The organism is Pseudomonas sp. GW456-L12 (assembly GCF_059424045.1).
The window spans coordinates 1-21,132 of record NZ_JBWKZA010000047.1; the positions used below are offsets into that span (position 1 = coordinate 1).

Here is a 21,132-nt window from a genome sequence, read left to right on the forward strand (position 1 = left end):
ATATTATGTTTTCCGGTTTTTCCTATCTCTATGCCGGTGTTACCAAACTGCACGTCACTGGTGCGAAAAGTGAAAATCTGCACCGAAAATACACATCTTTTTATTTGGTAAAATTCAATTGACATTTCACGTAATTATTATGATTTTAGATTTAAGCGTTCACCCAGGCTTTCATGCCGAGGGCATCCGTTCTGGCGATACACAAAGAGCAGGTAAAGAGCATGTCGATCGTTGTCCAGGATTTAGCTTTAGGGGGAGATGGCCTTTCGGTCATGGTGAAGGACACCATCGATATCGCGGGCTATCCGACCCGTGCTTCAAGCAACGCACTGGTCGATGCTCCGGCGGCCGGCGAGCATGCCCAAGTGGTCCGGGCGCTCCTGGGTGCGGGCTGCCGGATCACCGGCAAAACCAGCCTGCATGAACTGGCTTTCGGGACTACCGGCCTCAACGCCTGGACGGGCACGGCAGCCAATCCGCGCTACCCGGGCTATATACCGGGTGGCTCCTCCAGCGGTTCGGCGGCGGCGGTGGCGGGCGGGCTTTGCGACTTCGCGCTGGGCACCGATACCGGGGGCTCGGTACGGATTCCCGCGGCGTGCTGCGGGGTTTTCGGCCTCAAGCCTACCTTTGGCCGGATCAGTCGCCAGGGTGTCATGCCGACGCACAGCACCCTCGATTGCGTAGGCCCCCTGGCGCGGGATATGGATCGCTTGATCGAAGCGATGGGCATCATCGATCCCACGTTCGCCCCCGTCCCGCTGCCCGAGCATCTTGCTATCGGCGTAGTCGCGGTGGAGGTCCACGAACAGATCCAGGCGGTGGTTAACCAGGCGCTGGGGCGTTCGCACTTCAAGCTGCTTGAGCAGACGCTGCCTGGTATGTCCGCAGCGTATGGCGCCGGGATGGCGATCATCAACGCCGAAACCTGGGCCGCGTGCGGTCATCTGCTGCAAACCGGCCGGGTCGGCAGCGATGTCGCCGACCGTTTGCGCGCAGCCAGCCTGACCACGGCCAAGTTCGTTGAAGAAGCCGAAATCACCCGTCGCGCGTTTACCGCAGAAGTGGACGCAGCCCTGGCGATCACCCCAATCCTGGCCATGCCGACCATGCCCGACTTCCCATTGCGGGTCGTCGATGCGGCCGACACTCGCGCCGCCCTGGGCATGACCTCACTGGTGCGCGCTTTCAATCTTTCCGGTCATCCGGCTCTGAGCATTCCTCTGGAAAGCGCTTCGGGGCTCCCGATAGGCCTGCAACTCATTGCCGCCCATGGTGCGGACGAACTGCTGTGTGCAGTCGCCCGCGAGCTGGTCCGGCGCCTGGAAGAGTAAATCGTCATGCTTACTATGGAGAAACCCATGACTGCGCCAAGCGAGCTGAATCACCAGCGCCGTGTGCCGATCACGGCGAATGAAGCCTTTCAGAATCTGTTGGTCGAGATTCGCACGCGTGCCCGGAATGAAGAATTCGACCAGCAAAAATGCATCTCGCAGGATGTCATCGAACAGTTCCGCACGCTCGGCGTCTATCGTGCCCTGGTGCCCAAGCGCTTCGGCGGTGACGAGCGCTCACCGGCCGAGTTTTGCCAGATGGTCGAGGACATCTCCATCGCCGATGGGTCCGCCGGCTGGGTCGCCAGCTTCGGCATGAGCCCGGTTTATCTGGCGGCGCTACCGCTGGAAACCCTGCAGAAAATCTACGCCGACTCGCCTGACGTGGTATTCGCCGGCGGGATCTTCCCACCGCAGCCCGCGCCATTTGTCGAAGGTGGCCTGGAGGTGAACGGGCGCTGGAAATTTTCCAGCGGCTGCATGGGGGCGTCGCTGATCGGGGTGGGCATCAGCCCGAAGAACGGCGAGATGCTCGGCCTTCCACGGCTGGCGGTGATGCCTCGGGAAAAGGTGCGGATCGAGCAAACCTGGAACGTCGTCGGCCTGGTCGGCACCGGCAGCCATGACGTCGTCGTCGAAGGCGTCGTGGTGCCTGAGGAGTGGACGTTCGTTCGCGGCGGTCCTTCGAGTCTTGACGAGCCGTTTTTCCGCTATCCGTCCCTGTCGTTCGCCACTCAGGTCTTGTCGGTGGTCGGCCTGGGCGTTGCGCGCGCGGCCCTCGACGAGTTGAGTGGCATGGCCAGTGGCCGAATCTCCGTGACCGGTGCGCCGTCATTGTCCGACCGGCCGCTGGCTCAGGTCGAAATGGCCAAGGCCGAAGCGGCGCTGCGCGCTGCGCGGTCGTGGTTCTACCAGGCGATCGACGATGCCTGGGCCAGCGTCCTGGCCGGCGATCCGGTGAGTGTCGAGCAGACCAATATGCTGCGCTTGTCCTCGACCCATGCCACTCGTGTCTCGGCCGATGTAGCGCGCACCGCGCAAATGCTTTCGGGTATGAGCGGGGTGTACCGTACCAGCCCCCTGTCGCGCTTCGTCAACGACACCCAGGTCATTACCCAGCACGCCTTCATGGGCGACATGACTTACCAGAACGCCGGCGCGATTTTCTTCGGCAATAAGCCGCTGCCGGGCTACCTGTAATTTTCCCTACTGATTGGTGAACCCCATGACCGATAAAAAATCCCTGCGAGTCCTGTTCTGCATCGGCATCAACCAGAACTTCTTCGATGCTCCGCGTCCCGAGGCGCTGGAGGTATGGGCCGCGTTCGGCGTCATGTGGAACGGCATCGCCGATCTGCCTGGCGTGACCGTGCTGGGCAACATGGACGATGACCAGAGCATGGTCGGCCCCTCCGCCGGTTGGCCCTGGACCACGTATCTGCTGGCTGATGTACCGGACATCGAAACCGTCCACGCCGCCTGCAATCTGTTTCGCACTACGGAGGTCGGCGATGGCCCCTACAAACTTTGGAAGTACTGCAAGGTCGAGGCCCGTACCGGTCGCGAACTGATCATCCAGCGCTGAATCGAGAGCAGTCGCCATGTCATCACAAGAGCATTTGCGCGCACTGGAGCAGCGGCTCCAACAGCTGGAAAGCGAGAACGCCATTCGCGCCTGCATGAACCGCTACATGTTCCTGTGCGATGAACTGGGCGTGGGCTCCCCCCTCGAGGAGCTGGCCGCTCTGTTCACGGCGCAGGCGATCTGGGAAGGCAAGGGAGCCAGGTACCAGAACAGCTTCGGCGGTTACCGCGGGCGTGAGGCGATCAAAGCGATGTTTGCGACCTACATGGTCGAACCTGCGCACTTTTCGCTGAACGTGCATTTCCTGACCTCGGAGCTGATCCGGGTCAGCGGCGAGACCGCGGATGCCAGTTGGGTGATGTTGCAGGCCTCGACCTTTGCCTCGGGTGCCTCGCACCTCAACAGCGCTCGCCTCAGCGTGCGGTTCGCCCAGGAACAGGGGCAGTGGCGCATGGCGCACTTTCAGACCGAGAACCTGTTCAGTCGCCCGGTCGATACCTGGAATAGCGCCGCCCACCTGCCCGTACCTGGCCAATCCGGGGAGTGACACCCGGAATTCTTGAAGTCGGCGACGCCTGCCGACGAGGAGTGATCGTGAATAACCTGATAAACACCGTAACGCTGGACGCCAGCCCCTCCGACCTGGTTCTGCATGACCGTGTTCACACGTCGATGTACACCGATGGCAAGCTCTTCGAGCAGGAGCTGGACAAGATTTTCTACAGCACCTGGATCTGGGTCGCGCATGCCAGCGAGATTCCCGATTCCGGCAGCTACAAGAGCACTTACGTCGGCAAGCAGCCGGTAATCGTCGTACGCGACCGCAAGAAAGACGTGCATGTGTTGCTCAATCGCTGCCGCCATCGTGGCGCAACGGTGTGCGAACACAAGAAGGGCAAGACCAACAGTTTCGTCTGCCCTTATCACGGCTGGAGCTACGCCCTGGATGGCAGCCTGCGTGGTGTGCCGCACCCGGAAAGTTACGGCGATTGCCTGGAAAAGGCCGACTTGCCTTTGGTCGGCCTGCGTGTCGAGCAATACAACGGCATGATCTTCGCCACCTTCAAGGATGATATCGAGCCCCTCGTCGACTTCCTCGGGCCGGCGAAGAAGTGGATTGACCTGTTCATGAAGCAGGGCGCCGGTTACCCGGTCAAGGTGGGAGGCGAGCATCGCTTCCGCTTCCCCGGCAACTGGAAAATCCAGCTGGAAAACACCACCGATGCCTATCACTTCCCGCTGGTGCACAAGTCGTTCCTGTCGTCCGTGGATGAACAGACGCTGGAGCTGTTCGATTTCGTCAAAGGGCCGGGCTACGTCGAAGACCTCGGCAACGGCCACAGCGTGATGGTGATGATCCCCGACCTGGTCGATCTGGAGGCCAATCTCGATTTGCCGATCCCGGCGCGCTTTGAGGATCTGGCCGCGCAACTGCGCGCCGAAGGCCAGGACGAGGAATCGGTCCGCCGTATCGTACGCGCGGTAGGCGGTTCGGGCTTCAACCTCAACCTGTTCCCGAACGTCGCTTGTTCCATGGCGTTCTTCCGGGTGCTGCAACCCATCGCAGTGGACGAAACCGAAATCCATCACGCGGTGATCACCATGGACGGTGGCCCGGCCGTGGCCAACCGTTATCGCCTGCGCCTGCATGAGCACTTCCAGGGCCCGATGGGGTTTGGCACGCCGGACGATTCCGAGGCATGGGAGCGCGTACAGCGCGGCGCCAGTGCCGGCACCGATCTGTGGATCATGCTCAATCGCGGCCTGCCGGGCGAAAAGGAGTCGGAAGACGGGCGGGTGAGCGATGTGAGTGCCGAGACCGGCATGCGCGCTGGCTACCAGCAGTGGAAAAAGATGATGTCGGCCTGAGTCGATGGAGAACACCATGATCAATCTGCAATTGCTCAACCAGGTCAGCGCTTTCATTTGGCAAGAAGCGGACATGCTCGATCACGGCGATTTTGTCGAATGGCTCGATCTGTGGACCGAGAACGCGACTTACATCATCCCGATCGATCCGCTGGAAACCGATTTCGAGAACACCCTGAACTACGCCTACGACGATCACCATATGCGTCAGTTGCGCGTGGCCCGATTGACCAGCGGCGAGTCGATTTCGACCACCCCGCGGGCGCGCACCGTGCGCAGTCAGTCGCGCTTTCGCCTGTTGTCGGATCGAGACGGGGTGGTCACCGTGCGTTGCGCACAGAACCTGCGCGAGTTCCGCAAGGATGTGCTCAAGCAGTACACCGCCGATGTCACATTCGAGCTGGTGCTCAGCGGTGACAGTTTCAAGATCCAGCGCAAGCTGATTCAACTGATCAACTCCACCGATACCCTCGCGGGTATCGGTTACATCCTCTGAGGACGCTGCCATGACACAGGTTGCATTGGTCACCGGAGCGGCCCAGGGGCTGGGCAGGAGCATTGCCGAGCAACTGCTGAACAGCGGCTACCGGGTCGTGATCAGCGACCGCTCGCTGGAGTCGGCGCAAGCCACCGCCGCTGAGCTGGACGCTACTGGCGAACGGGTGCTGGCGCTCAAGCTCGACGTGTCGAGCAAGGTCGATTTCGAGGACGCTCTGGCGGCTGTCGTCGCGCATTGGGGGGCGTTGCAGGTGGTGGTGAACAACGCCGCGATGACCATGACCACGCCCGTGATGCAGATCAGCCCGGAAGAGTTCGACCGGGTGGTGAGCGTTAACCAGCGCGGCACGTTTGTCGGCTGCCAAGTGTTCGGCAGCTATCTGGCGACCCGGGGGTACGGGAGGATCATCAATATGGCCTCCCTGGCCGGGCAGAACGGCGGCACCGCGACCGGCGCGCATTACGCCGCCTCTAAGGGCGCAATCATCACCTTGACCAAGGTCTTTGCCAAAGAGCTGGCGGCCTCCGGTGTCACGGTCAACGCCATCGCCCCGGGCCCTGTCGAGTCGCCGGCGGTACGTGCCGCCGTGCCGCCCGAGCGCCTGGAAAAACTGATAGAGGCGATTCCGGTCAAGCAATTGGGCAACGCCGCATTCATCGGCAGGCTGATCGTGCAACTGGCCAGCGAAGACGCCTACTTCACCACCGGGGCGACCTGGGACGTGAACGGCGGGGTCTTCATGCGCTGAGGTCATTGGCGCCACGTTTTGCAACAGCAGCAGGGCGTGCCCAGGTGCGCGCCCGTACAACCAATTCGGGACAGTCCGGTATGAGCGATCAATTATTGAAAGTTGTCGTGCGCAAGCGCGAAGAGCAGGGCGAAGGTGTCGTCGTGCTGGATCTGAGCGATGCGTCGGGACAGCCCTTGCCCGCGTTCGAGGCGGGCGCGCATGTCGATATCCATCTCAAGGCTGGGCTGGTTCGTCAGTATTCGCTGTGTGGCGATCCGGCCAACGCCAGCGCCTATCGCTTGGGGGTACTCAAGGATCCCGCCTCGCGGGGCGGTTCGGTGGCGGTGCATGAGTGGTTGCAAGAAGGGCGCGAGATCGAGATCAGCCTGCCGCGCAATCACTTTCCGCTGGCCAGCGATGCCAGGCACTCGATCCTGATCGGTGGCGGTATCGGCATTACCCCGATGGTCGCCATGGCCTACGCATTGAATGCCCGCGGCAGCGATTTCGAACTGCACTATTGCGGCCGCTCGCGCAGTCGCAGCGCCTTTCTCGACGAGTTGGGCAGCGCTGCGTTTGCTTCCCGGTTGCACACGCATTTCGACGACGAAGCCGTCGAACAGAAACTCGACCTGTCCAGGGTGCTGGGCACCCCCCAGGCCGGTGTACACCTGTATGTCTGCGGACCGTCCGGCTTCATGGACTGGATCATTGCCCAGGCCCTGGAAGCAGGTTACGCCGACGATCATGTGCACCGCGAATACTTCCAGGTCGAAGTCGACACCTCGGGCGCGGGCTTCGAAGTGGTTGCCCAGCGTAGTGGCAAGACCGTCCAGGTGGTCGAGGGCCAGAGCATTGTCGAGGCACTGGCTGCCGTGGGCATCAGGATTGAAGTGTCCTGTGAGCAGGGCGTTTGCGGCACCTGCTTGTGCGACGTTATCGAAGGCGAACCGGATCACCGCGACGTGTATCTCACGGATGACGAAAAATCCGCCAATGACCAGATTCTGGTGTGCTGTTCCCGAGCCAAATCCAAGAAGCTGGTGCTGGATATCTGATAGACCGGAGGGTAAGACCATGGTCGATACAACGGGATTTCGTAACTCAATGGCAATGCTCGGTGGTGCGGTTTCGATCATCACCACCGATGGCCCTGCGGGTCGTTTCGGCTTCACCGCTTCGGCGGTGTGCAGCGTGACCGACCAGCCGCCGACACTGTTGGTGTGCATGAATCGCTCGTCGTTTTCCAATGTGCATTTCAAGAGTAATGGGGTGCTGAGCGTTAACGTCCTGACGCCGGGGCACCAGGAGGTATCGGGGGCGTTTTCCAACCGCAACCTCGATGCCGAGCAGCGCTTTTCCTGCGCATCCTGGACCACCCTGGAAAGTGGGGCGCCGCTGCTCGATGAGGCACTGGTGAGTTTTGACTGCCGCATCGCCCAGGCTCATGAAGTTGGATCGCACACAATTTTCTATTGCGAAGTCCTGGGTATCCGTAATGGCGAAAGCCAGGAAGGCCTGGTGTATTTCAATCGCGCCTACCACCGCTTGGGAGATGCATCCAAAGCAACTCCCTGACAGGGCTGGAACCCGGAAGTTTCGATAAGGACTTCCATGATCATTAAGTTTATTGAATAACAAGAAAGCAGTTGTCGCTGTTCTGGCGAATGACTGTGTTACGCCTTTTTTTGCAGTGAGTGGTTATAAAAACAATACTGCGGATTGACTGCCTAAGTTTAACTTTTGCTGAACTAATCTGCTTCCACTAGCCGTGCCTTTGTGCATGTAAAAAAGAAGGAACGCTTGATGTCTCAGAATCGCTGGGTAAGCCGTGGCGTCACTCCTGTGGCCGTGATGGGAATCTTCATGCCGGTCGTTGTATATGCCGACTTCGTAGATGACAGACAAGTCAGTCTGGGGATGCGCAACTTCTACATTGACCGGGATTTCAAACAGCATGACGCGCCGCAATCCCGGGTGGGCAGTTGGACCCAAGGTTTCGATTTTCGCGCGATCTCGGGTTACACCGAAGGCACGCTGCAGTTTGGCCTGGACCTTTCGGCGCAGTACGCCTATCGCTTGGACGGCGGCGGTGGACGGGGCCCGGACAGCATCATTCCGTACGATGCCAGCAAGGGCGAACAAGTCCGTGACTATGGCCGTGCGGCGCTGACCGGCAAGGTGCGTTACAACAAAACCGAACTCAAGATAGGTGAACTTCGTCCGACGTTGCCGGTGGCCTACATCGACGATTCGCGGCAATTGATCACCACGTATCACGGTGTACAGATCGAATCCAGGGAAGTGGAAAAGCTGACACTGACGGGCGGTCGCTTTACCGAAATCAGCTCCCGGGAGTCTTCCAATACCGAGAAGATGTACTTGTTCAATGGTCCCAACATCAAACGCCGCAGTGATGGGTTGAACTTTGCGGGTGCCACCTATGTATTTACCCCAAACTTGTCCGGTACTTATTTCTTCGGGCAACTGGAGGATATCTATAAACAACACTACCTGGGGCTGACCTATAACCATGATCTGGGTGCCGGTTACGGCTTGAAGACAGACCTTCGTTACTTCAATCACAGTGAAGACGGCAAAGCGCTGTACGGCGATATCGACAACCGCTCCTATGGCGTCATGACCACCCTGAAAAAAGGCGCCCACGCCTTCGGTGTCGGCTACCAGCGCATGCTCGGCGAGTCGACATTCCCGACGCTCAATGGCTATGCGCCGCAGCCTTACCTGGTGAACTGGTCGACAGTGGCGTTCGTCAAGCCGAACGAAAGCTCCTGGCAATTGCGTTATGACTACAACTTCGCGGGCGTCGGGTTGCCGGGGTTGAAATTGATGACGCGTTACATACGCGGCACCGGTATCGACCGGGGCAGCAATAGCCTCGAACAGAACGTCGAAAGTGAACGCAACATCGTGCTCGGCTATGTGGTGCAAAGCGGTCCCCTGCAGGACTTAGGTTTCGAGTGGCGCCGGATTGACGTAAAGACGCGCTATGGCAATGGCAGGGCGTCGGGGGTGGACTATCAGGAAAATCGCCTGATCACGACCTACACCTGGAAGTTCTGAAATCCCTGGAAGTCGTTCGCGGCTTCCAGGCCGGCCTGCGCATCCGGCACGGTTGAACTTCAACATTGTTTTTCCTTCGTCCGGAGCGCTCCTTCCGGACTTTTTTACCGCGGTTTTTATGCCGCGCTTTAAGGATTGCCTATGCGTCGTTTTTATACCGGCTGCGACTTGGATCGCGTTCACAGTATCGCCGAATTGGCCGAGATAGCCCGGCGGCGCTTGCCTTACTTCGTGTGGGAGTACCTCAGCGGCGGTGCGGAGGCCGAATTGACGCTCAAGGATAATCTCGCGGCGTTCAGCGCCTTTGGCCTGCATTCCAGGGCCATGGTGCCCTGCCATGCGCCCGACACTTGTCGCGCCGTGCTCGGCCGGGTGTTGCCCATGCCGATGCTGATTGGGCCGACGGGCTATAACGGCCTGCTGCACCGCGATGCCGACATTCACTTGGCCAGGGCGGCAACGGCACGGGGGCTGCCCTTCAGCCTGAGTACCGCGTCCAATACCTCGCTTGAAGAGCTTGTCGCGGCGGTGCCTGGTGTCGACCTGTGGTTCCAGATGTACGCCATGCGCGATCCGCGGGTGCAAAACGATTTGCTGCAGCGGGCCGCCGACGCAGGCTGCCGGACCCTGGTGTTGACCTGTGATGCGATGGTGCTGGGTAATCGCCAATGGGACCGGCGCAATTTTGCCAGGTCGCGCCAGCTGACATGGCGCAACAAGCTGGATGTGGTCCGCCACCCGCGCTGGCTCAAGCAGGTGATGTGGCCATCGGGGCTGCCCGGCATGGGCAACCTCGAACCCTACTTGCCACCGCGCGAGCGTAACCCCCTGGGATCGATGGCGTTTATCGGCCAGCAGATGGATACCTTGCTCGACTGGGACATGTTGGCGCGTTTGCGTGAGCAGTGGGGAGAGCGACTGTTGCTCAAGGGCGTATTGCATCCGGCAGATGTGGAGCGCGCCATCACCCTTGGGCTCGACGGCGTGGTGGTGTCCAACCACGGTGGTCGCCAGCTGGACGGTGCACTGAGCAGTCTCGACGCGCTGGCGGCCATCGCCCCGCAGGCACGGGGCAAACTCAGCCTGCTGCTCGACGGCGGCATTCGCCGTGGCAGCGACATCGTCAAAGCGCTCGCCTTGGGTGCGGATGCCGTGCTGCTGGGCCGATCCACCCTTTACGGGGTGGCGGCGGCCGGTGAAGCCGGAGCAGGACGGGCATTGGACCTGCTGACGGCTGAACTCGCACTGACCATGAACCTGATGGGCTGTACCCACCTCAATCACCTTGACGGTGACAGCGTGTTCCAGCGTCGACGCGCTTGAGCATCAAACTGCGTTGCAAGCTGGAACAGCTAACTGCGTTGCAGAACCGCCCGGATATTTGACCGCGCGCTCGAGTCGAGGGAGCTGTCGCCGGTGTTCAGCGACGCAATGTATTTTTCGTTGTGGGTGCGGATCATCCACGCATCTCTGGTCCTGAGCCGAGGTATTCATGAAACTGTACGAGTTGATCACGTTCACCGTGCGCGTGCGCACTGTCGCCATCGCCATGGTGTGTCTGGAACAGCGCCTGCTGGCGCAAGGCGCCGGCGTGAAGTTGATGGGGTGCTGGGCATCGGAGGTCGGCCCGCTGAATCAGATCGCGATGTTGCGCGGCTTTGCCGACGAGGCGTCTCGCCAGGTCGAGCGCGAGCGTTATCTGGCGGCTGCCGACGCGTTTGGCATTGAGGCGTATCTGATGGAGATGCGCGTGGAAAACTATTCGTTGTTTCCCTTTCTCCAGCCGCTGCCTGCCGGGCGGCACGGGCCGTTCTACGAGTTTCGTATCTACGATCTGCTGCCATCCGGTCTGGCACCCACGCTGAGGGGCTGGAAAAAAGCGCTGGGCCCCAGAACCGCCGAGCAATATTCGCCGGTATATGCCGCCTTCTATGCCACCGACGGTCAGTTGCCTCGGTACTTGCACATCTGGCCGTACTACTCGCTCGAACAGCGCCTGGACGTGCGCACCCGTGCCGTACAGGATGGCGTCTGGCCGCCGGAAAACTCAGGTCCGCAACTGCGCGACATGCATTCGACGATCTACCTGCCGGCGAGCTTTTCGCCGTTGCTGTGAGACGGCCGCTGATCGGTGAGGCGCGGTTCACTCAACGCTAGTCATTCCCCACGCCATGTTTTGCCCAGGACAGTCAGGCCGACCTCACAGCTGATCCGCATCGATCACCGCCTGGGCGAACGCCCGCGGGTCTTCCTGCGGCAGGTTGTGGCCGATGCCGCCGCTGATCAGGCGGAACTGGTATTTGCCGGTGAAGCGCTTGGCGTAATCCGCGGGGTTCGGGTGCGGCGCGCCGTTGGAATCGCCTTCGAGGGTGATGGTCGGCACGCTGATGGTTGGGGCCGTGGCCAGTTTCTGTTCCAGTGCGGCGTAGCGGCTTTCGCCTTGAACCAGCCCCAGGCGCCAGCGGTAGTTGAACACCGTGATATCGACATGGTCGGGGTTGTCCAGGGCCTTGGCGCTGCGCTCGAAGGTGGCGTCGTCGAACGTCCATTGCGGCGAGGCCAGTTGCCAGATCAGCTTGGCGAAGTCGTGGGTGTTTTTCTCATAGCCTGCGCGACCGCGATCGGTGGCGAAATAGAACTGGTACCACCACTGCAATTCCGCCTTGGGCGGCAGCGGGTTCTGGCCGGCCGCCTGATTGCCGATCAGGTAGCCGCTGACCGACACCAGCGCCTTGACCCGCTCCGGCCACAGCGCCGAGACGATGTCCGCCGAACGCGCACCCCAGTCATAACCACCAAGCACTGCTTGCTTGATCTTCAGCGCATCCATGAAGTCGATGACGTCACTGGCCAGCGCGGCCGGTTGGCCATTGCGCAGGGTTTTCGCCGACAGGAAACGGGTATCGCCGTAGCCGCGGGCATAGGGCATCAGCACCCGATAACCCTTGGCCGCCAGCAAGGGCCCGACCTCATCAAAGCTGTGAATGTCGTACGGCCAGCCGTGCAGCAGAATCACCACCGGGCCATCGGCCGGGCCTGTTTCGGCGTATGCCACATCCAGCAGCCCGGCGTTGACATGCTTCAGCGGGCCGAACGGCGAAGGGGCGGCATAAGTGGTGCCGGTGCTGCTCGCGTCGGTTTGCGCCGCTGCGGGCGTCTGCGCCTGGGCCGTGCCGAGGATGCCGAACAGGGTGAGGGCCAGGACCGACGCGCCGATGGTGTGGTTGCGCAGTGTCATCTTCATGCTGATCTCTCCATTGGATTGCAAGCCGTGGGGCGGGGGACCTGGCTGATCCCCTTCAACCTGGGTTGCATTTGACGGCCGCGACGTATCTGGCCTGTGTCCGAATCCTGGGGCGGATGCAAGCGCATGTACCGGGGAGGGCGGTAGATACAGTGGGATACACGACGTAGCCCGCGAGTCCCCGCGGATAGCCGTGGCAGGGTACGAAGCCGTTCGTGTGTCCGGACCGGCGACGGTTTTCGGCCGCGCCGTGGCCCCGTCGGACGCTTTGCTCGAAGGCAATGTCTGCTTCGTGGACAAATTTCCATTGCCAGACCCGGGCCATTGGAGGTAGTTTGTAAATCGATTTAGTAAAACGTTTTACTCAATCCGTGTAAATGTCTCAAAACAACAACAAAAGAGAACAGCCTCATGCCTCTGACCCGACGTCGTTTCGTGCAGTGTGCCGCCCTCAGTGCCTGCGCGCTGGCCCTGCCTTCCATTGCCCGTGCCGCCCCTTCGGTATTGCGCTTGTCCTCGACCATGACGGCGGACGAAAACTCGGCGCACTACCTGTTCTACCAACGCCTGGCCGAGAACCTGAAACAGTCCGTGGGCGACCGTATCCGTATCGATTTTTTCCCCAACGGCCAACTCGGCAAAGAGGCCGATGTGGTGCAACAGGTGCGCCTGGGCTCGATCGACCTGATGGTCTCCGGGAGTTCGATCTGGGCCACGGCCCTGCCGGAACTGGCGCTGCTGGACCTGGGGTTCCTGTTCGACAGCTACGAGCATGTCGCCCGCTCCGTGGATGGCGGCGTCGGCGAGATCTACAACGGGCTGCTGCGCGAGCGCACCGGTTGCTCGGTCGTGGGCTGGGGCGCGCATTTCAGCGCGCGCAGCGTCTATACCAAGCCGCCGATCAAGGATCTCGAGAGCATCAGGAATACCAAGCTGCGGGTCCTGCCGACCCAGGCGTTCATCGAAACCTTCAAGCTGCTGGGCGCGATCCCGACCCCCATTGCCTTCAATGAGGTCTACACCGCCATCCAGACGGGGGTGGTGGAAGGCTTCGAACACGATGCCGCCAGCGTACTGGCCAACAAGCTCGACGAAGTGGTGAGCCACAGCTGGCAGACCGACCATTTGTTCAGCCCTTGCATTGCCGTGATCGGCAAGCGCGGGCTGGCGAAGATTCCTGCCGACCTGCAACCGGTGTTCATGGCGGCTGCCCGGGAGGCCAGCGTGTCCCAGCGCCGGGCGGCCGCGATCAAAGGCGCCGAAGCCATCGCCGCGCTGGGCAAGGGCGGCATGACCTTCTTCCCCATGGCTGACGCCGAGCGCGCCAGCATCCGTACCCTCATGCGCGACAAACTCTGGCTGCCGTTCACCCGGACCACGCCGTCCATGGCGTCGGTGCTGGGACTTATCGACGCAGCCAGGGCGTGATCCAGGCCAGCCCCCATAACAAGAGGAGACAGACACCATGAGTTCATCCGACGCTCTCGCTGTCGCGGATCAAGTGGTAGAGGAACATCCCGGGCAGACCAACGCAGCGGCCGCCATGGCCGACGACTGGGGCTTTGCCACAACGCCGGGCAGTGGCGGCTTGCTGGCGCTGCTGTGTCGGTGGGTCGAACGCCTGTGCGCGGTGGTGCTGGCGTTGAACGTGGCGGTGGTGTTCGTCTCGGTGATCCTGCGCTACTTCGTGCATCACCCGGTGGACTGGGCCGAGGAAGTTGCCCGTGGCCTGATGGTCATGCTGGTGTTTCTCGGCGGCGCTACGGTGCTGGCCCGCAAACAACATGTACAGGTGGACTTCTTCCGTGCGCTGTTGCCCGCCGGCTGGCAACAGGCCGCGCAGCAGACCGGGGGCTGGTTGGTCGCGGGCACGGCGGCGGGGCTGGCGTTCTCGTCCTGGCTGTTGCTGGAAGACTCGGTCAACGTCGTGACCCCGATGGGCTTGCCGCAGTGGCTGAATGTGCTGCCGGTGTTCGTCGGTGCGCTGCTGATGACGGCGGTGGGCATTGCCAATGCCGTCAACGGCGCCACTCCCGTCACCTGGCTGACGTTGCTCGGCTGCCTGCTGGTCGGCGGCTCGGTGTATGCCTGGAACACCCAGGTCGAGGCTTACGCCCTGCAACCCTGGGGCCTGCTGGTCGGCGGCTTCTTCGGCGGCCTGCTGGCGGGCGTACCGATTGCCTTCGTCCTGGCCCTGTGCGCCTTGCTGTACTTCATCGGCGATCCGTCGCTGCCGATGGTGATCTACTCGCAACAGGTCATGGCCGGGATGGATCACTTCGTGTTGCTGGCGATTCCGTTTTTCGTGCTGGCGGGGCTGCTGATGGAAGCCAACGGCATGTCCTCGCGCCTGATCGAACTGCTGGTGCGGCTCTTCGGCCGGGTACGGGGCTCGATGAACCTGATCGCCATCCTGGCCACGGCATTTTTCTCCGGCGTGTCGGGTTCGAAGCTGGCGGATATCGCCGCGGTCGGCGGGATCGTCGTGCCCGCCGTGCGCCGCACCCGACAGGACCCGGCGGAGACCGCGGCGGTCCTGGCGGCCTCCGGGGTGATGGCGGAAACCATCCCGCCGTGCATCAACATGATCATCATGGGCTTTGTCGCGAACATTTCGATCGGCGGCCTGTTCCTCGCCGGCATCGTGCCGGCGGTGATGCTCGCCCTGGGCCTGGCGACCCTGGCGGTGATCTTCGGACGCAAGGTCGACCCCGACCTGGCCTTCCCCTCGCGCCGGCCGGTCGTGCGTCTGCTGGGGGGCGCGCTGGTGGCGCTGATCATGGTGACGATGATCGGCAAGGGCGTGACCTCCGGCGTGGCCACCTCCACCGAGGTGTCGGCGTTCGCGGTGGTCTACGCGCTACTGGTGGGCGGGCTGACCTTCCGCGAGCTGACGTTCAAAGGCATCGCCAGGCTGTTCGTGCGCTCGGCCTCGATGGCCGCGGGTATCCTGTTCATCATCGCCGCCGCCTCCAGCCTGGCGTTCGCCCTGACGATCCTGCAGATTCCGGCGATCATTTCCGACTTCATGCTGGCCTTGGCGCATGACTATGGCCCCGTGGCGTTTATGATCACCTCGGTGATCATCATGGTGGTGTTCGGCGCGGTGCTCGAGGGCGCGCCGGCGCTGATCATCTTCGGCCCGCTGCTGGTGCCGATCGCTGTGCAGGTGGGCGTCAGTCCTTTTCACTTCGGCACCGTCGCGGTGATCGCCATGGGCCTGGGGTTGTTCTCGCCGCCGTTCGGCCTGGGGCTGTTCGCCACCTGCGCGATGACCGGCACGCGGGTCGAGGAGGTTTCCCGGCGGATGGTCAAATACCTCTGCCTGCTGGCGGCCATGCTGATTCTGATTGTCCTTGTGCCATCGATTTCCCTGTGGCTGCCGCGCACTTTCAATATGGGTTAATGCAAAACATGACAACGATTCACGATGTGGCCGCTCTGGCGGGGGTTTCGGTCAGCTCTGTGTCCAATGTGCTCAACCAGCGCACCGACAAGCTCAGCGCCGACACCTTCGCTCGCGTCGAAGCGGCGATTCTCAAGCTCGGCTACCAGCCCAATCGGGTGGCGCGGCAGCTCAAGACTGGCCATACGCCGATGCTCGGCCTGCTGGTTCCGTCCACCGCCAACCCGATGTACGGGCAGATCGCCCTGAAGATCGAGGCCGCCGCCCGGGCGCAGTTTTCCTACCGGCTGCTGCTGGGCAACACTCACCGCGACAAGCAGCAGGAGGCCGGGATGTTCGATGACCTGCTGTCGTTCGGCGTGCGTTCGGTGATCGTGGTCTCGTCCCAGGACGACGAGCGTCACCTGGAGGCCGCGGTACAGCGTGGGCTGACGGTCGTCAGTTACGACCGGCAAACCACCGAGGACGGCGACTCGCGGGTGGACCATGTGTCGCCGGATAACTTCCAGGCGGGCTATATCGCCGCCGCGCACTTGATCGAACACGGTCATCGGCGCCTGGCGTTTCTGGTGCCCAGCGGCAAGACCATCAGCCGCACGGCGAAGATCGAGGGCTTTCGCGAGCGTGCCGCGCAGGAGGGCGCGCAGGTCAGCGCCACGGTCATCGAAGGCCCGGTGCTCGAGACGTTCGGCGATTCGGAGCTTGCCGACCTGGGATTCGCCATGGCGGCCGATCTGGCGGCAATGACGCCCAGGCCGACCGGTGTCGTCACCGTCAACGACATGCTCGCCATGGGCCTGATGTCCGGGCTCATCCAGGCGGGGCTGCGGGTGCCCGAGGACATCTCGGTGGTCGGCATGGACGGCCTGTCCATTGCCGCGTTCAGCAACCCCAGCCTGACATCGGTGGCCATGCCGCTGACCGAGATGGCCGACATCATGGTCCAGCGCGCGGTCGAGCGTTCCCGCGACCCACAGCTGCCCGCCGTCAATCTGGTGTTCCAGCCAATGCTGATTTCCCGACATTCGGTGGCCCGGCCCGGCGCCGACAAGCGAGCGTGACCATGACTGAGATCTTCCTGACCCATGCCCCTGGCGTGCGCGTCAATTACTACGCCGAGCAACCGCTCAGGCAGCTTCAGGCCCTGGGCAATGTCCGGCTCAACGACTCGCCCGATCCGCTGTCGCTGGAGCAACTGGTCGATCGGGCACAGGGCTGCTCGATCATTGTCGCCAGCCGCGAGGCGGCCGCGCCCGCCGAATTGTTCGAACGCCTGCCACAGCTTGCGGCGATCTGCCGGGTGGCGGTGGACATCCGCAACATCGATGTTGAAGCCGCCAGCCGTCACGGCGTGCTGGTCACCCATGCGACGCCGGGGTTCGACCGCTCGGTGAGCGAATGGGTGATCGGCGTGATGATCGACCTGGCGCGGGGCATCAGCCGCGCGGCCGCCGATTACTGGCAGGGCAGGGCGCCGCAGGTGCTCATGGGGCGGGAGTTGCGCGGTGCGACGCTGGGGATCATTGGTTACGGCTTCATTGGCAAGCGCCTGGCCGACATTGCTCGGCTGCTGCAGATGCGCGTGTGGGTCAATGACCCGAATGCCCGGATCGATGAGCCCGGCATCGAACAGGTGTCGTTCGAGCAGGCCGTCGGCGCCGCCGATTACGTGGTCTGCCTCGCGCCGGCGGTCGAGCGGACCTACAACCTGTTCGGGCGCGAGGCCTTTCGCGCGATGCGCCCCGGCGCGTTCTTCATCAACGCCTCGCGCGGGGAACTGGTGGACGACGCTGCCCTGCTCGAGGCGCTGGAGCAGGGGCTGATTGGTGGCTGTGCGCTGGATGTCGGCCGCGCGCCAGACCAGATGCCCGGGCCGCTGCTGGCCGCCCATCCCAAGGTCATTGCCAGCCCGCACATCGGTGGGCTGACACCCGAAGCCAGCGAGCATCAGGCCATGGACACCGTGCGCCAGGTCCAGGCCTTGCTCGCAGGACGAGTTCCGCAGGGGGCGGTGAACCTGGCGCGCGCGGACCGCGCCCGGGATGTATTCCGGCTGCAATCCCACTAACCAGGAGTACCCGCGACTATGACCTTGCCCAGCCACGCCACCGACTGCCACGTGCACGTGTACGACCCCGTGCGCTTTGCGGCGCCATCGCCGGTCCCGACCGCGACCTGGAGCGACTACGCGCGGATGCAACAGCAACTGGGCCTGCAGCGCGCGGTGCTGGTCCAGCCAGTGGGGTACGGCTTTGACAATGCCTGCCTGCTGGATGCGCTGGTCCAGGCCGGCCAGGCAGCGCGGGGCATCGCCGTGATCAAGGCCGAAACTCGCTGGAGCGAACTGTCCCGCCTGCATCAGCAAGGTGTGCGCGGCGTACGTTTCATGATGGTGCCGGGGGCGGGCGGGGTACTGCCCTGGGACGCGCTGGAAAGGATTTCCTGGCGTATTGCCGAACTCGGCTGGGTGATCAATCTGCAACTCGACGGCCGCGACCTGCCTTGTTATCAGGAGCGTCTGCTGGCGTTGCCGAGCAGGCTGAGCATCGACCATGTGGGCAAGTTCCTCGAGCCGGTCCCCGTTGGCCATGCTGCCTTCCAGACCCTGTTGCGCTTGCTGGACGGCGGCAATACCTGGGTCAAGCTTTCCGCTCCTTACGAAACCTCCCGGGTCGGCGCGCCGCTGTACGAGGATGTCGGCGTACTGGCCAAGACGCTGATCAATAGCCACCCGGAACGTTGCCTGTGGGCAAGCAACTGGCCGCATCCGGGGCGCGACCCGAGGCCGAGCGACAGCGCCATGCTCGACCTGCTGTCCCACTGGGCCACGGACGGCGCCTGGCGCCGGCGCATCCTGGCGGATAACCCGGCGGTCCTTTACGGTTTCGACGACTGAGGCGGCTAGCGGGCTGTGCCTGGCAGGACGGCGCGAACCCTGGCCCCGGTCGCATAAATTTGAAATGCACGCCATTGCCCGACAGAATCGCGCCCCGATCCGGCCAAAGGCGCCGGACGTTCGTGGTGAAAAGGGGCGGCAGTTGAACCAACAGACATTGTCCATGCGCCTGGAGCGCGTGGCGGCGCATGTGCCAGCGGGTGCGCGCCTGGCCGATATCGGCTCGGACCACGGCTACCTGCCGGTGGCATTGCTGCGCCGGGGCCTTATCGCCGCGGCGGTGGCTGGCGAGGTGGCGTTGACGCCGTTCCACGCGGCCCAGCGCAGCGTGCGCGAAAACGCGCTGGAGTCGGGCATCAGCGTGCGCCTGGCCAACGGCCTGGCGGCGATCGAGCCGGAAGACGGGATCACGGCGATCAGCATTTGCGGCATGGGCGGCGAGACCATCCGCGACATCCTCGACAGCGGCAAGGCGCGCCTGAGTGGCCAGGAACGCCTGATCCTGCAGCCCAACGGCGGCGAGCAGCCCCTGCGCCAATGGCTGATGGAGCATGGCTACCGCATCCTCGGCGAGGAAGTGCTGCGGGAAAACCGCTTTTACTACGAAATCATCGTCGCCGAGCGCACCGGGCCGGTGAGCTACACCGCCGAGGAACTGTACTTCGGCCCATTGCAACTGCAGGCCCGCAGCCCGGCCTTCCTGGCCAAGTGGCAGCGCATGCTGCGCCTGAAACACAAGACCCTGGCCCACTTCGCCCGGGCCCGGCAGACCGTGCCCGAGGAGAAGGTCCAGGACATCGCCCGGCAGGCTCGGTGGATCAGCGAGCTGCTGGCCTGAGCGCGGTCCAGGGGTTGTACAGGAAGGGGCGCTTTAAATCCCCTATCATTCAAGCATTCACAATGCCGAGCAGAAAAAACATGAATCGTCGCAAGAAAATCAATCAGCTATTAAAGGCTAACGCGAAAAAGGCCAGTGCCAAGCTGGCACCGCGAAAGCCCAAATACATCAGCAAGGCCGACCGATTGAAGCTGGCTGCCGAGTCCAGTCCGGAGTCCGTGGTGTCCTCCGAGAGCTGATCCATGGCGCTTGAGCGGCCATTGCTGCTACAAGGCCCGGCTATTTACATCAACCTGTTAGCCGGGTTGGGCCGCCAGGCTATTACTGACCTTGCGTCCCAGCACAAGTACCGTGACAAAACCGCAGCCCACCAGGACCGTGGCCAGGCTCAACAGCATCGAGCTGCCCAGCTGGTCGACGATCCTCCCGCCGAAGAACGAGCCCAACGCAATAATCACCTGGAACAAGGCGACGAAGAGTGGCATGCCGCGTTCGACATCCTTGGGCGCTACGACAAACATCCAGATACTGGCGCAGGCCGGGAAGGCGCCGAAGGCGAAGCCCCAGAGCGCGATCAACATCGCAGCGCCAGTCATGCCGGTGGCGAAGTAGGGGAACAGGGCAGTGCTGGTGCCGATCATCAGTGCGACCAGCAACAGGGTATGACGCACGCTCCGGTTGGCGGCGAAACCGGCGAAAATATTCCCCACGACCCCGGCCACGCCATACAGCAGCAGAAATGAACCAATAGTCGGCCCATCGAAGCCGGCACTCTGTTTGAAGAAGGGGGCGACATAGGTGTACGCGGCAAAGTGCGCCAGGCCGATCAGCAAGACTGCGATCAGTCCGACCCGAGCTTGTGGGTTGATGAACAAGGCCGGCAGGTCACTGATGCGAATGGCCTTGTCCGGGGTGAGCCGCGGAAGCAGGAAGACCTGCGCCAGCAGCACCGGTATACCCAACAGCGCGGTGACCAGGAAGGTCATGCGCCACCCCATCAGGCCACTCAGCCAGGTGCCTACGGGCACGCCCAGTACGGTGGCCAGGGTCACACCGACCATGATGATCGAGGTGGCCTGGGCTACGCCCACTCCTTTGGGGGCCAGGCGGCCGCTAAGGGCAATGGCGGTAGCCCAGAAACCGCCGATGCTGATGCCCAGCAGCACACGGCCGAACAGCAGCAGGTTGAAGTCGCTGGCGTAGGCCACGACCGAGTTGGCGATGATCATGATCAGCGTCAGGCCGATAAGCAGATTGCGACGGTCCAGGACACCAATGCCCACAGACAGCAAGGGGGCGGCGAGGGCGGCCATGATGCCGGGCAGGGTAACCATCAGACCGGCGTGGCCAGCAGTGATGCCCAGGTCGCTGGCGACATCGTTGAGCACGCCCACCGGGAGAAACTCGCTGGTCACCAGGGCGAAGGCACCCACGGCGACCGAGAGAATCGCCAGCCACTGTTGTTTGACGCTCTGTTGACTATGTTCGAGGAGGCCGTGAGGGGCCTGGCTTGCGCTTGACATGGTGCTGGGTTCCAAGGGGGATGTCGCCTGAGGCGGACAGGGGCGCGGGGGAAAATTCGAGGCGATTATAGGAGTCGGTTTTGGCACGCCGAGAGGCGAGCCTCTCGATAATAATCATCAATGC

Annotated in this window: 21 protein-coding genes; 19 read left to right on the forward strand and 2 right to left on the reverse strand. The window is 62.5% G+C overall.

Features of this window, described 5'->3' with window-relative positions; genetic code table 11:
• Nucleotides 1–221: 221 nt before the first annotated feature.
• From AC07Y9_RS30540 to AC07Y9_RS30595, 12 genes are all read left to right on the forward strand, one after another.
• Nucleotides 222–1,334 carry an amidase gene (locus tag AC07Y9_RS30540; RefSeq protein ID WP_037036061.1) on the forward strand — a complete coding sequence of 371 codons (1,113 nt, stop codon included), beginning with the start codon at nucleotides 222–224 and terminating at the stop codon, nucleotides 1,332–1,334.
• 27 nt (nucleotides 1,335–1,361) lie between these two features.
• Entirely contained in the window at nucleotides 1,362–2,534 is a 1,173-nt protein-coding gene (locus tag AC07Y9_RS30545; RefSeq protein WP_007931976.1) for an acyl-CoA dehydrogenase family protein, read from the forward strand.
• A 25-nt stretch (nucleotides 2,535–2,559) separates the two neighbouring features.
• Entirely contained in the window at nucleotides 2,560–2,919 is a 360-nt protein-coding gene (locus AC07Y9_RS30550) for a hypothetical protein (protein WP_007931975.1), read from the forward strand.
• Between the two features lie 16 nt (nucleotides 2,920–2,935).
• The gene (locus AC07Y9_RS30555; protein WP_007931973.1) at nucleotides 2,936–3,466 is read left to right on the forward strand and encodes a nuclear transport factor 2 family protein; all 531 of its coding nucleotides are present in this window, start codon (nucleotides 2,936–2,938) and stop codon (nucleotides 3,464–3,466) included.
• Between the two features lie 47 nt (nucleotides 3,467–3,513).
• Nucleotides 3,514–4,788: an aromatic ring-hydroxylating oxygenase subunit alpha gene (locus AC07Y9_RS30560; protein WP_007931970.1), complete on the forward strand. Its 1,275-nt coding sequence runs from the start codon at nucleotides 3,514–3,516 to the stop codon at nucleotides 4,786–4,788.
• A gap of 19 nt (nucleotides 4,789–4,807) precedes the next feature.
• Nucleotides 4,808–5,284, forward strand: coding sequence for an aromatic-ring-hydroxylating dioxygenase subunit beta (locus AC07Y9_RS30565; RefSeq protein WP_037036083.1), 477 nt, complete (start codon nucleotides 4,808–4,810; stop codon nucleotides 5,282–5,284).
• Between the two features lie 10 nt (nucleotides 5,285–5,294).
• The gene (locus AC07Y9_RS30570) at nucleotides 5,295–6,035 is read left to right on the forward strand and encodes an SDR family NAD(P)-dependent oxidoreductase (RefSeq protein WP_102681396.1); all 741 of its coding nucleotides are present in this window, start codon (nucleotides 5,295–5,297) and stop codon (nucleotides 6,033–6,035) included.
• 80 nt (nucleotides 6,036–6,115) lie between these two features.
• Nucleotides 6,116–7,075 (forward strand): PDR/VanB family oxidoreductase, encoded by a 960-nt coding sequence (locus AC07Y9_RS30575; RefSeq protein WP_102681395.1) that lies wholly within the window; start codon nucleotides 6,116–6,118, stop codon nucleotides 7,073–7,075.
• Between the two features lie 19 nt (nucleotides 7,076–7,094).
• A complete protein-coding gene (locus AC07Y9_RS30580; protein ID WP_007931961.1) occupies nucleotides 7,095–7,595 on the forward strand; it encodes a flavin reductase in 501 nt (166 codons plus the stop codon).
• Between the two features lie 228 nt (nucleotides 7,596–7,823).
• Nucleotides 7,824–9,101 (forward strand): OprD family porin, encoded by a 1,278-nt coding sequence (locus tag AC07Y9_RS30585; protein WP_102681394.1) that lies wholly within the window; start codon nucleotides 7,824–7,826, stop codon nucleotides 9,099–9,101.
• 141 nt (nucleotides 9,102–9,242) lie between these two features.
• Nucleotides 9,243–10,424 (forward strand): alpha-hydroxy acid oxidase, encoded by a 1,182-nt coding sequence (locus tag AC07Y9_RS30590; protein WP_007931959.1) that lies wholly within the window; start codon nucleotides 9,243–9,245, stop codon nucleotides 10,422–10,424.
• Nucleotides 10,425–10,593: 169 nt separating this feature from the next.
• On the forward strand, nucleotides 10,594–11,217 hold the full coding sequence (locus tag AC07Y9_RS30595; RefSeq protein ID WP_007931954.1) for an NIPSNAP family protein: 624 nt from the start codon (nucleotides 10,594–10,596) through the stop codon (nucleotides 11,215–11,217).
• 84 nt (nucleotides 11,218–11,301) lie between these two features.
• Here AC07Y9_RS30595 and AC07Y9_RS30600 read toward each other — a convergent pair whose 3' ends face one another.
• A complete protein-coding gene (locus tag AC07Y9_RS30600; protein WP_102681393.1) occupies nucleotides 11,302–12,345 on the reverse strand; it encodes an alpha/beta fold hydrolase in 1,044 nt (347 codons plus the stop codon).
• Nucleotides 12,346–12,756: 411 nt separating this feature from the next.
• Here AC07Y9_RS30600 and AC07Y9_RS30605 point away from each other — a divergent pair, with 411 nt between their 5' ends.
• The 7 genes from AC07Y9_RS30605 (at nucleotide 12,757) to AC07Y9_RS30635 (ending at nucleotide 19,724) form a co-directional block, all read left to right on the forward strand.
• On the forward strand, nucleotides 12,757–13,773 hold the full coding sequence (locus tag AC07Y9_RS30605; RefSeq protein WP_087087740.1) for a TRAP transporter substrate-binding protein: 1,017 nt from the start codon (nucleotides 12,757–12,759) through the stop codon (nucleotides 13,771–13,773).
• A 37-nt stretch (nucleotides 13,774–13,810) separates the two neighbouring features.
• Nucleotides 13,811–15,751 (forward strand): TRAP transporter large permease, encoded by a 1,941-nt coding sequence (locus tag AC07Y9_RS30610; protein ID WP_256581004.1) that lies wholly within the window; start codon nucleotides 13,811–13,813, stop codon nucleotides 15,749–15,751.
• 8 nt (nucleotides 15,752–15,759) lie between these two features.
• Nucleotides 15,760–16,812: a LacI family DNA-binding transcriptional regulator gene (locus AC07Y9_RS30615; RefSeq protein WP_037005878.1), complete on the forward strand. Its 1,053-nt coding sequence runs from the start codon at nucleotides 15,760–15,762 to the stop codon at nucleotides 16,810–16,812.
• A gap of 2 nt (nucleotides 16,813–16,814) precedes the next feature.
• Nucleotides 16,815–17,819 (forward strand): NAD(P)-dependent oxidoreductase, encoded by a 1,005-nt coding sequence (locus tag AC07Y9_RS30620; RefSeq protein ID WP_102681391.1) that lies wholly within the window; start codon nucleotides 16,815–16,817, stop codon nucleotides 17,817–17,819.
• Between the two features lie 18 nt (nucleotides 17,820–17,837).
• Nucleotides 17,838–18,647 carry an amidohydrolase family protein gene (locus AC07Y9_RS30625; RefSeq protein ID WP_102681390.1) on the forward strand — a complete coding sequence of 270 codons (810 nt, stop codon included), beginning with the start codon at nucleotides 17,838–17,840 and terminating at the stop codon, nucleotides 18,645–18,647.
• A 142-nt stretch (nucleotides 18,648–18,789) separates the two neighbouring features.
• Entirely contained in the window at nucleotides 18,790–19,485 is a 696-nt protein-coding gene (locus AC07Y9_RS30630) for a tRNA (adenine(22)-N(1))-methyltransferase (RefSeq protein ID WP_102681397.1), read from the forward strand.
• A gap of 80 nt (nucleotides 19,486–19,565) precedes the next feature.
• Nucleotides 19,566–19,724: a DUF2986 domain-containing protein gene (locus AC07Y9_RS30635; protein ID WP_007931951.1), complete on the forward strand. Its 159-nt coding sequence runs from the start codon at nucleotides 19,566–19,568 to the stop codon at nucleotides 19,722–19,724.
• 57 nt (nucleotides 19,725–19,781) lie between these two features.
• Here AC07Y9_RS30635 and AC07Y9_RS30640 read toward each other — a convergent pair whose 3' ends face one another.
• The gene (locus AC07Y9_RS30640; RefSeq protein WP_102681389.1) at nucleotides 19,782–21,008 is read right to left on the reverse strand and encodes an MFS transporter; all 1,227 of its coding nucleotides are present in this window, start codon (nucleotides 21,006–21,008) and stop codon (nucleotides 19,782–19,784) included.
• Nucleotides 21,009–21,132 lie beyond the last annotated feature (124 nt).

Coding starts and splice junctions, on each gene's coding strand:
- AC07Y9_RS30545 (WP_007931976.1), top strand. CDS start 1,362: ATGACTGCGCCAAGCGAGCTGAATCACCAGCGCCGTGTGCCGATCACG.
- AC07Y9_RS30595 (WP_007931954.1), top strand. CDS start 10,594: ATGAAACTGTACGAGTTGATCACGTTCACCGTGCGCGTGCGCACTGTC.
- AC07Y9_RS30570 (WP_102681396.1), top strand. CDS start 5,295: ATGACACAGGTTGCATTGGTCACCGGAGCGGCCCAGGGGCTGGGCAGG.
- AC07Y9_RS30555 (WP_007931973.1), top strand. CDS start 2,936: ATGTCATCACAAGAGCATTTGCGCGCACTGGAGCAGCGGCTCCAACAG.
- AC07Y9_RS30590 (WP_007931959.1), top strand. CDS start 9,243: ATGCGTCGTTTTTATACCGGCTGCGACTTGGATCGCGTTCACAGTATC.
- AC07Y9_RS30625 (WP_102681390.1), top strand. CDS start 17,838: ATGACCTTGCCCAGCCACGCCACCGACTGCCACGTGCACGTGTACGAC.
- AC07Y9_RS30605 (WP_087087740.1), top strand. CDS start 12,757: ATGCCTCTGACCCGACGTCGTTTCGTGCAGTGTGCCGCCCTCAGTGCC.
- AC07Y9_RS30640 (WP_102681389.1), bottom strand. CDS start 21,008: ATGTCAAGCGCAAGCCAGGCCCCTCACGGCCTCCTCGAACATAGTCAA.
- AC07Y9_RS30580 (WP_007931961.1), top strand. CDS start 7,095: ATGGTCGATACAACGGGATTTCGTAACTCAATGGCAATGCTCGGTGGT.
- AC07Y9_RS30540 (WP_037036061.1), top strand. CDS start 222: ATGTCGATCGTTGTCCAGGATTTAGCTTTAGGGGGAGATGGCCTTTCG.
- AC07Y9_RS30615 (WP_037005878.1), top strand. CDS start 15,760: ATGACAACGATTCACGATGTGGCCGCTCTGGCGGGGGTTTCGGTCAGC.
- AC07Y9_RS30610 (WP_256581004.1), top strand. CDS start 13,811: ATGAGTTCATCCGACGCTCTCGCTGTCGCGGATCAAGTGGTAGAGGAA.
- AC07Y9_RS30635 (WP_007931951.1), top strand. CDS start 19,566: ATGAATCGTCGCAAGAAAATCAATCAGCTATTAAAGGCTAACGCGAAA.
- AC07Y9_RS30575 (WP_102681395.1), top strand. CDS start 6,116: ATGAGCGATCAATTATTGAAAGTTGTCGTGCGCAAGCGCGAAGAGCAG.
- AC07Y9_RS30550 (WP_007931975.1), top strand. CDS start 2,560: ATGACCGATAAAAAATCCCTGCGAGTCCTGTTCTGCATCGGCATCAAC.
- AC07Y9_RS30585 (WP_102681394.1), top strand. CDS start 7,824: ATGTCTCAGAATCGCTGGGTAAGCCGTGGCGTCACTCCTGTGGCCGTG.
- AC07Y9_RS30620 (WP_102681391.1), top strand. CDS start 16,815: ATGACTGAGATCTTCCTGACCCATGCCCCTGGCGTGCGCGTCAATTAC.
- AC07Y9_RS30600 (WP_102681393.1), bottom strand. CDS start 12,345: ATGAAGATGACACTGCGCAACCACACCATCGGCGCGTCGGTCCTGGCC.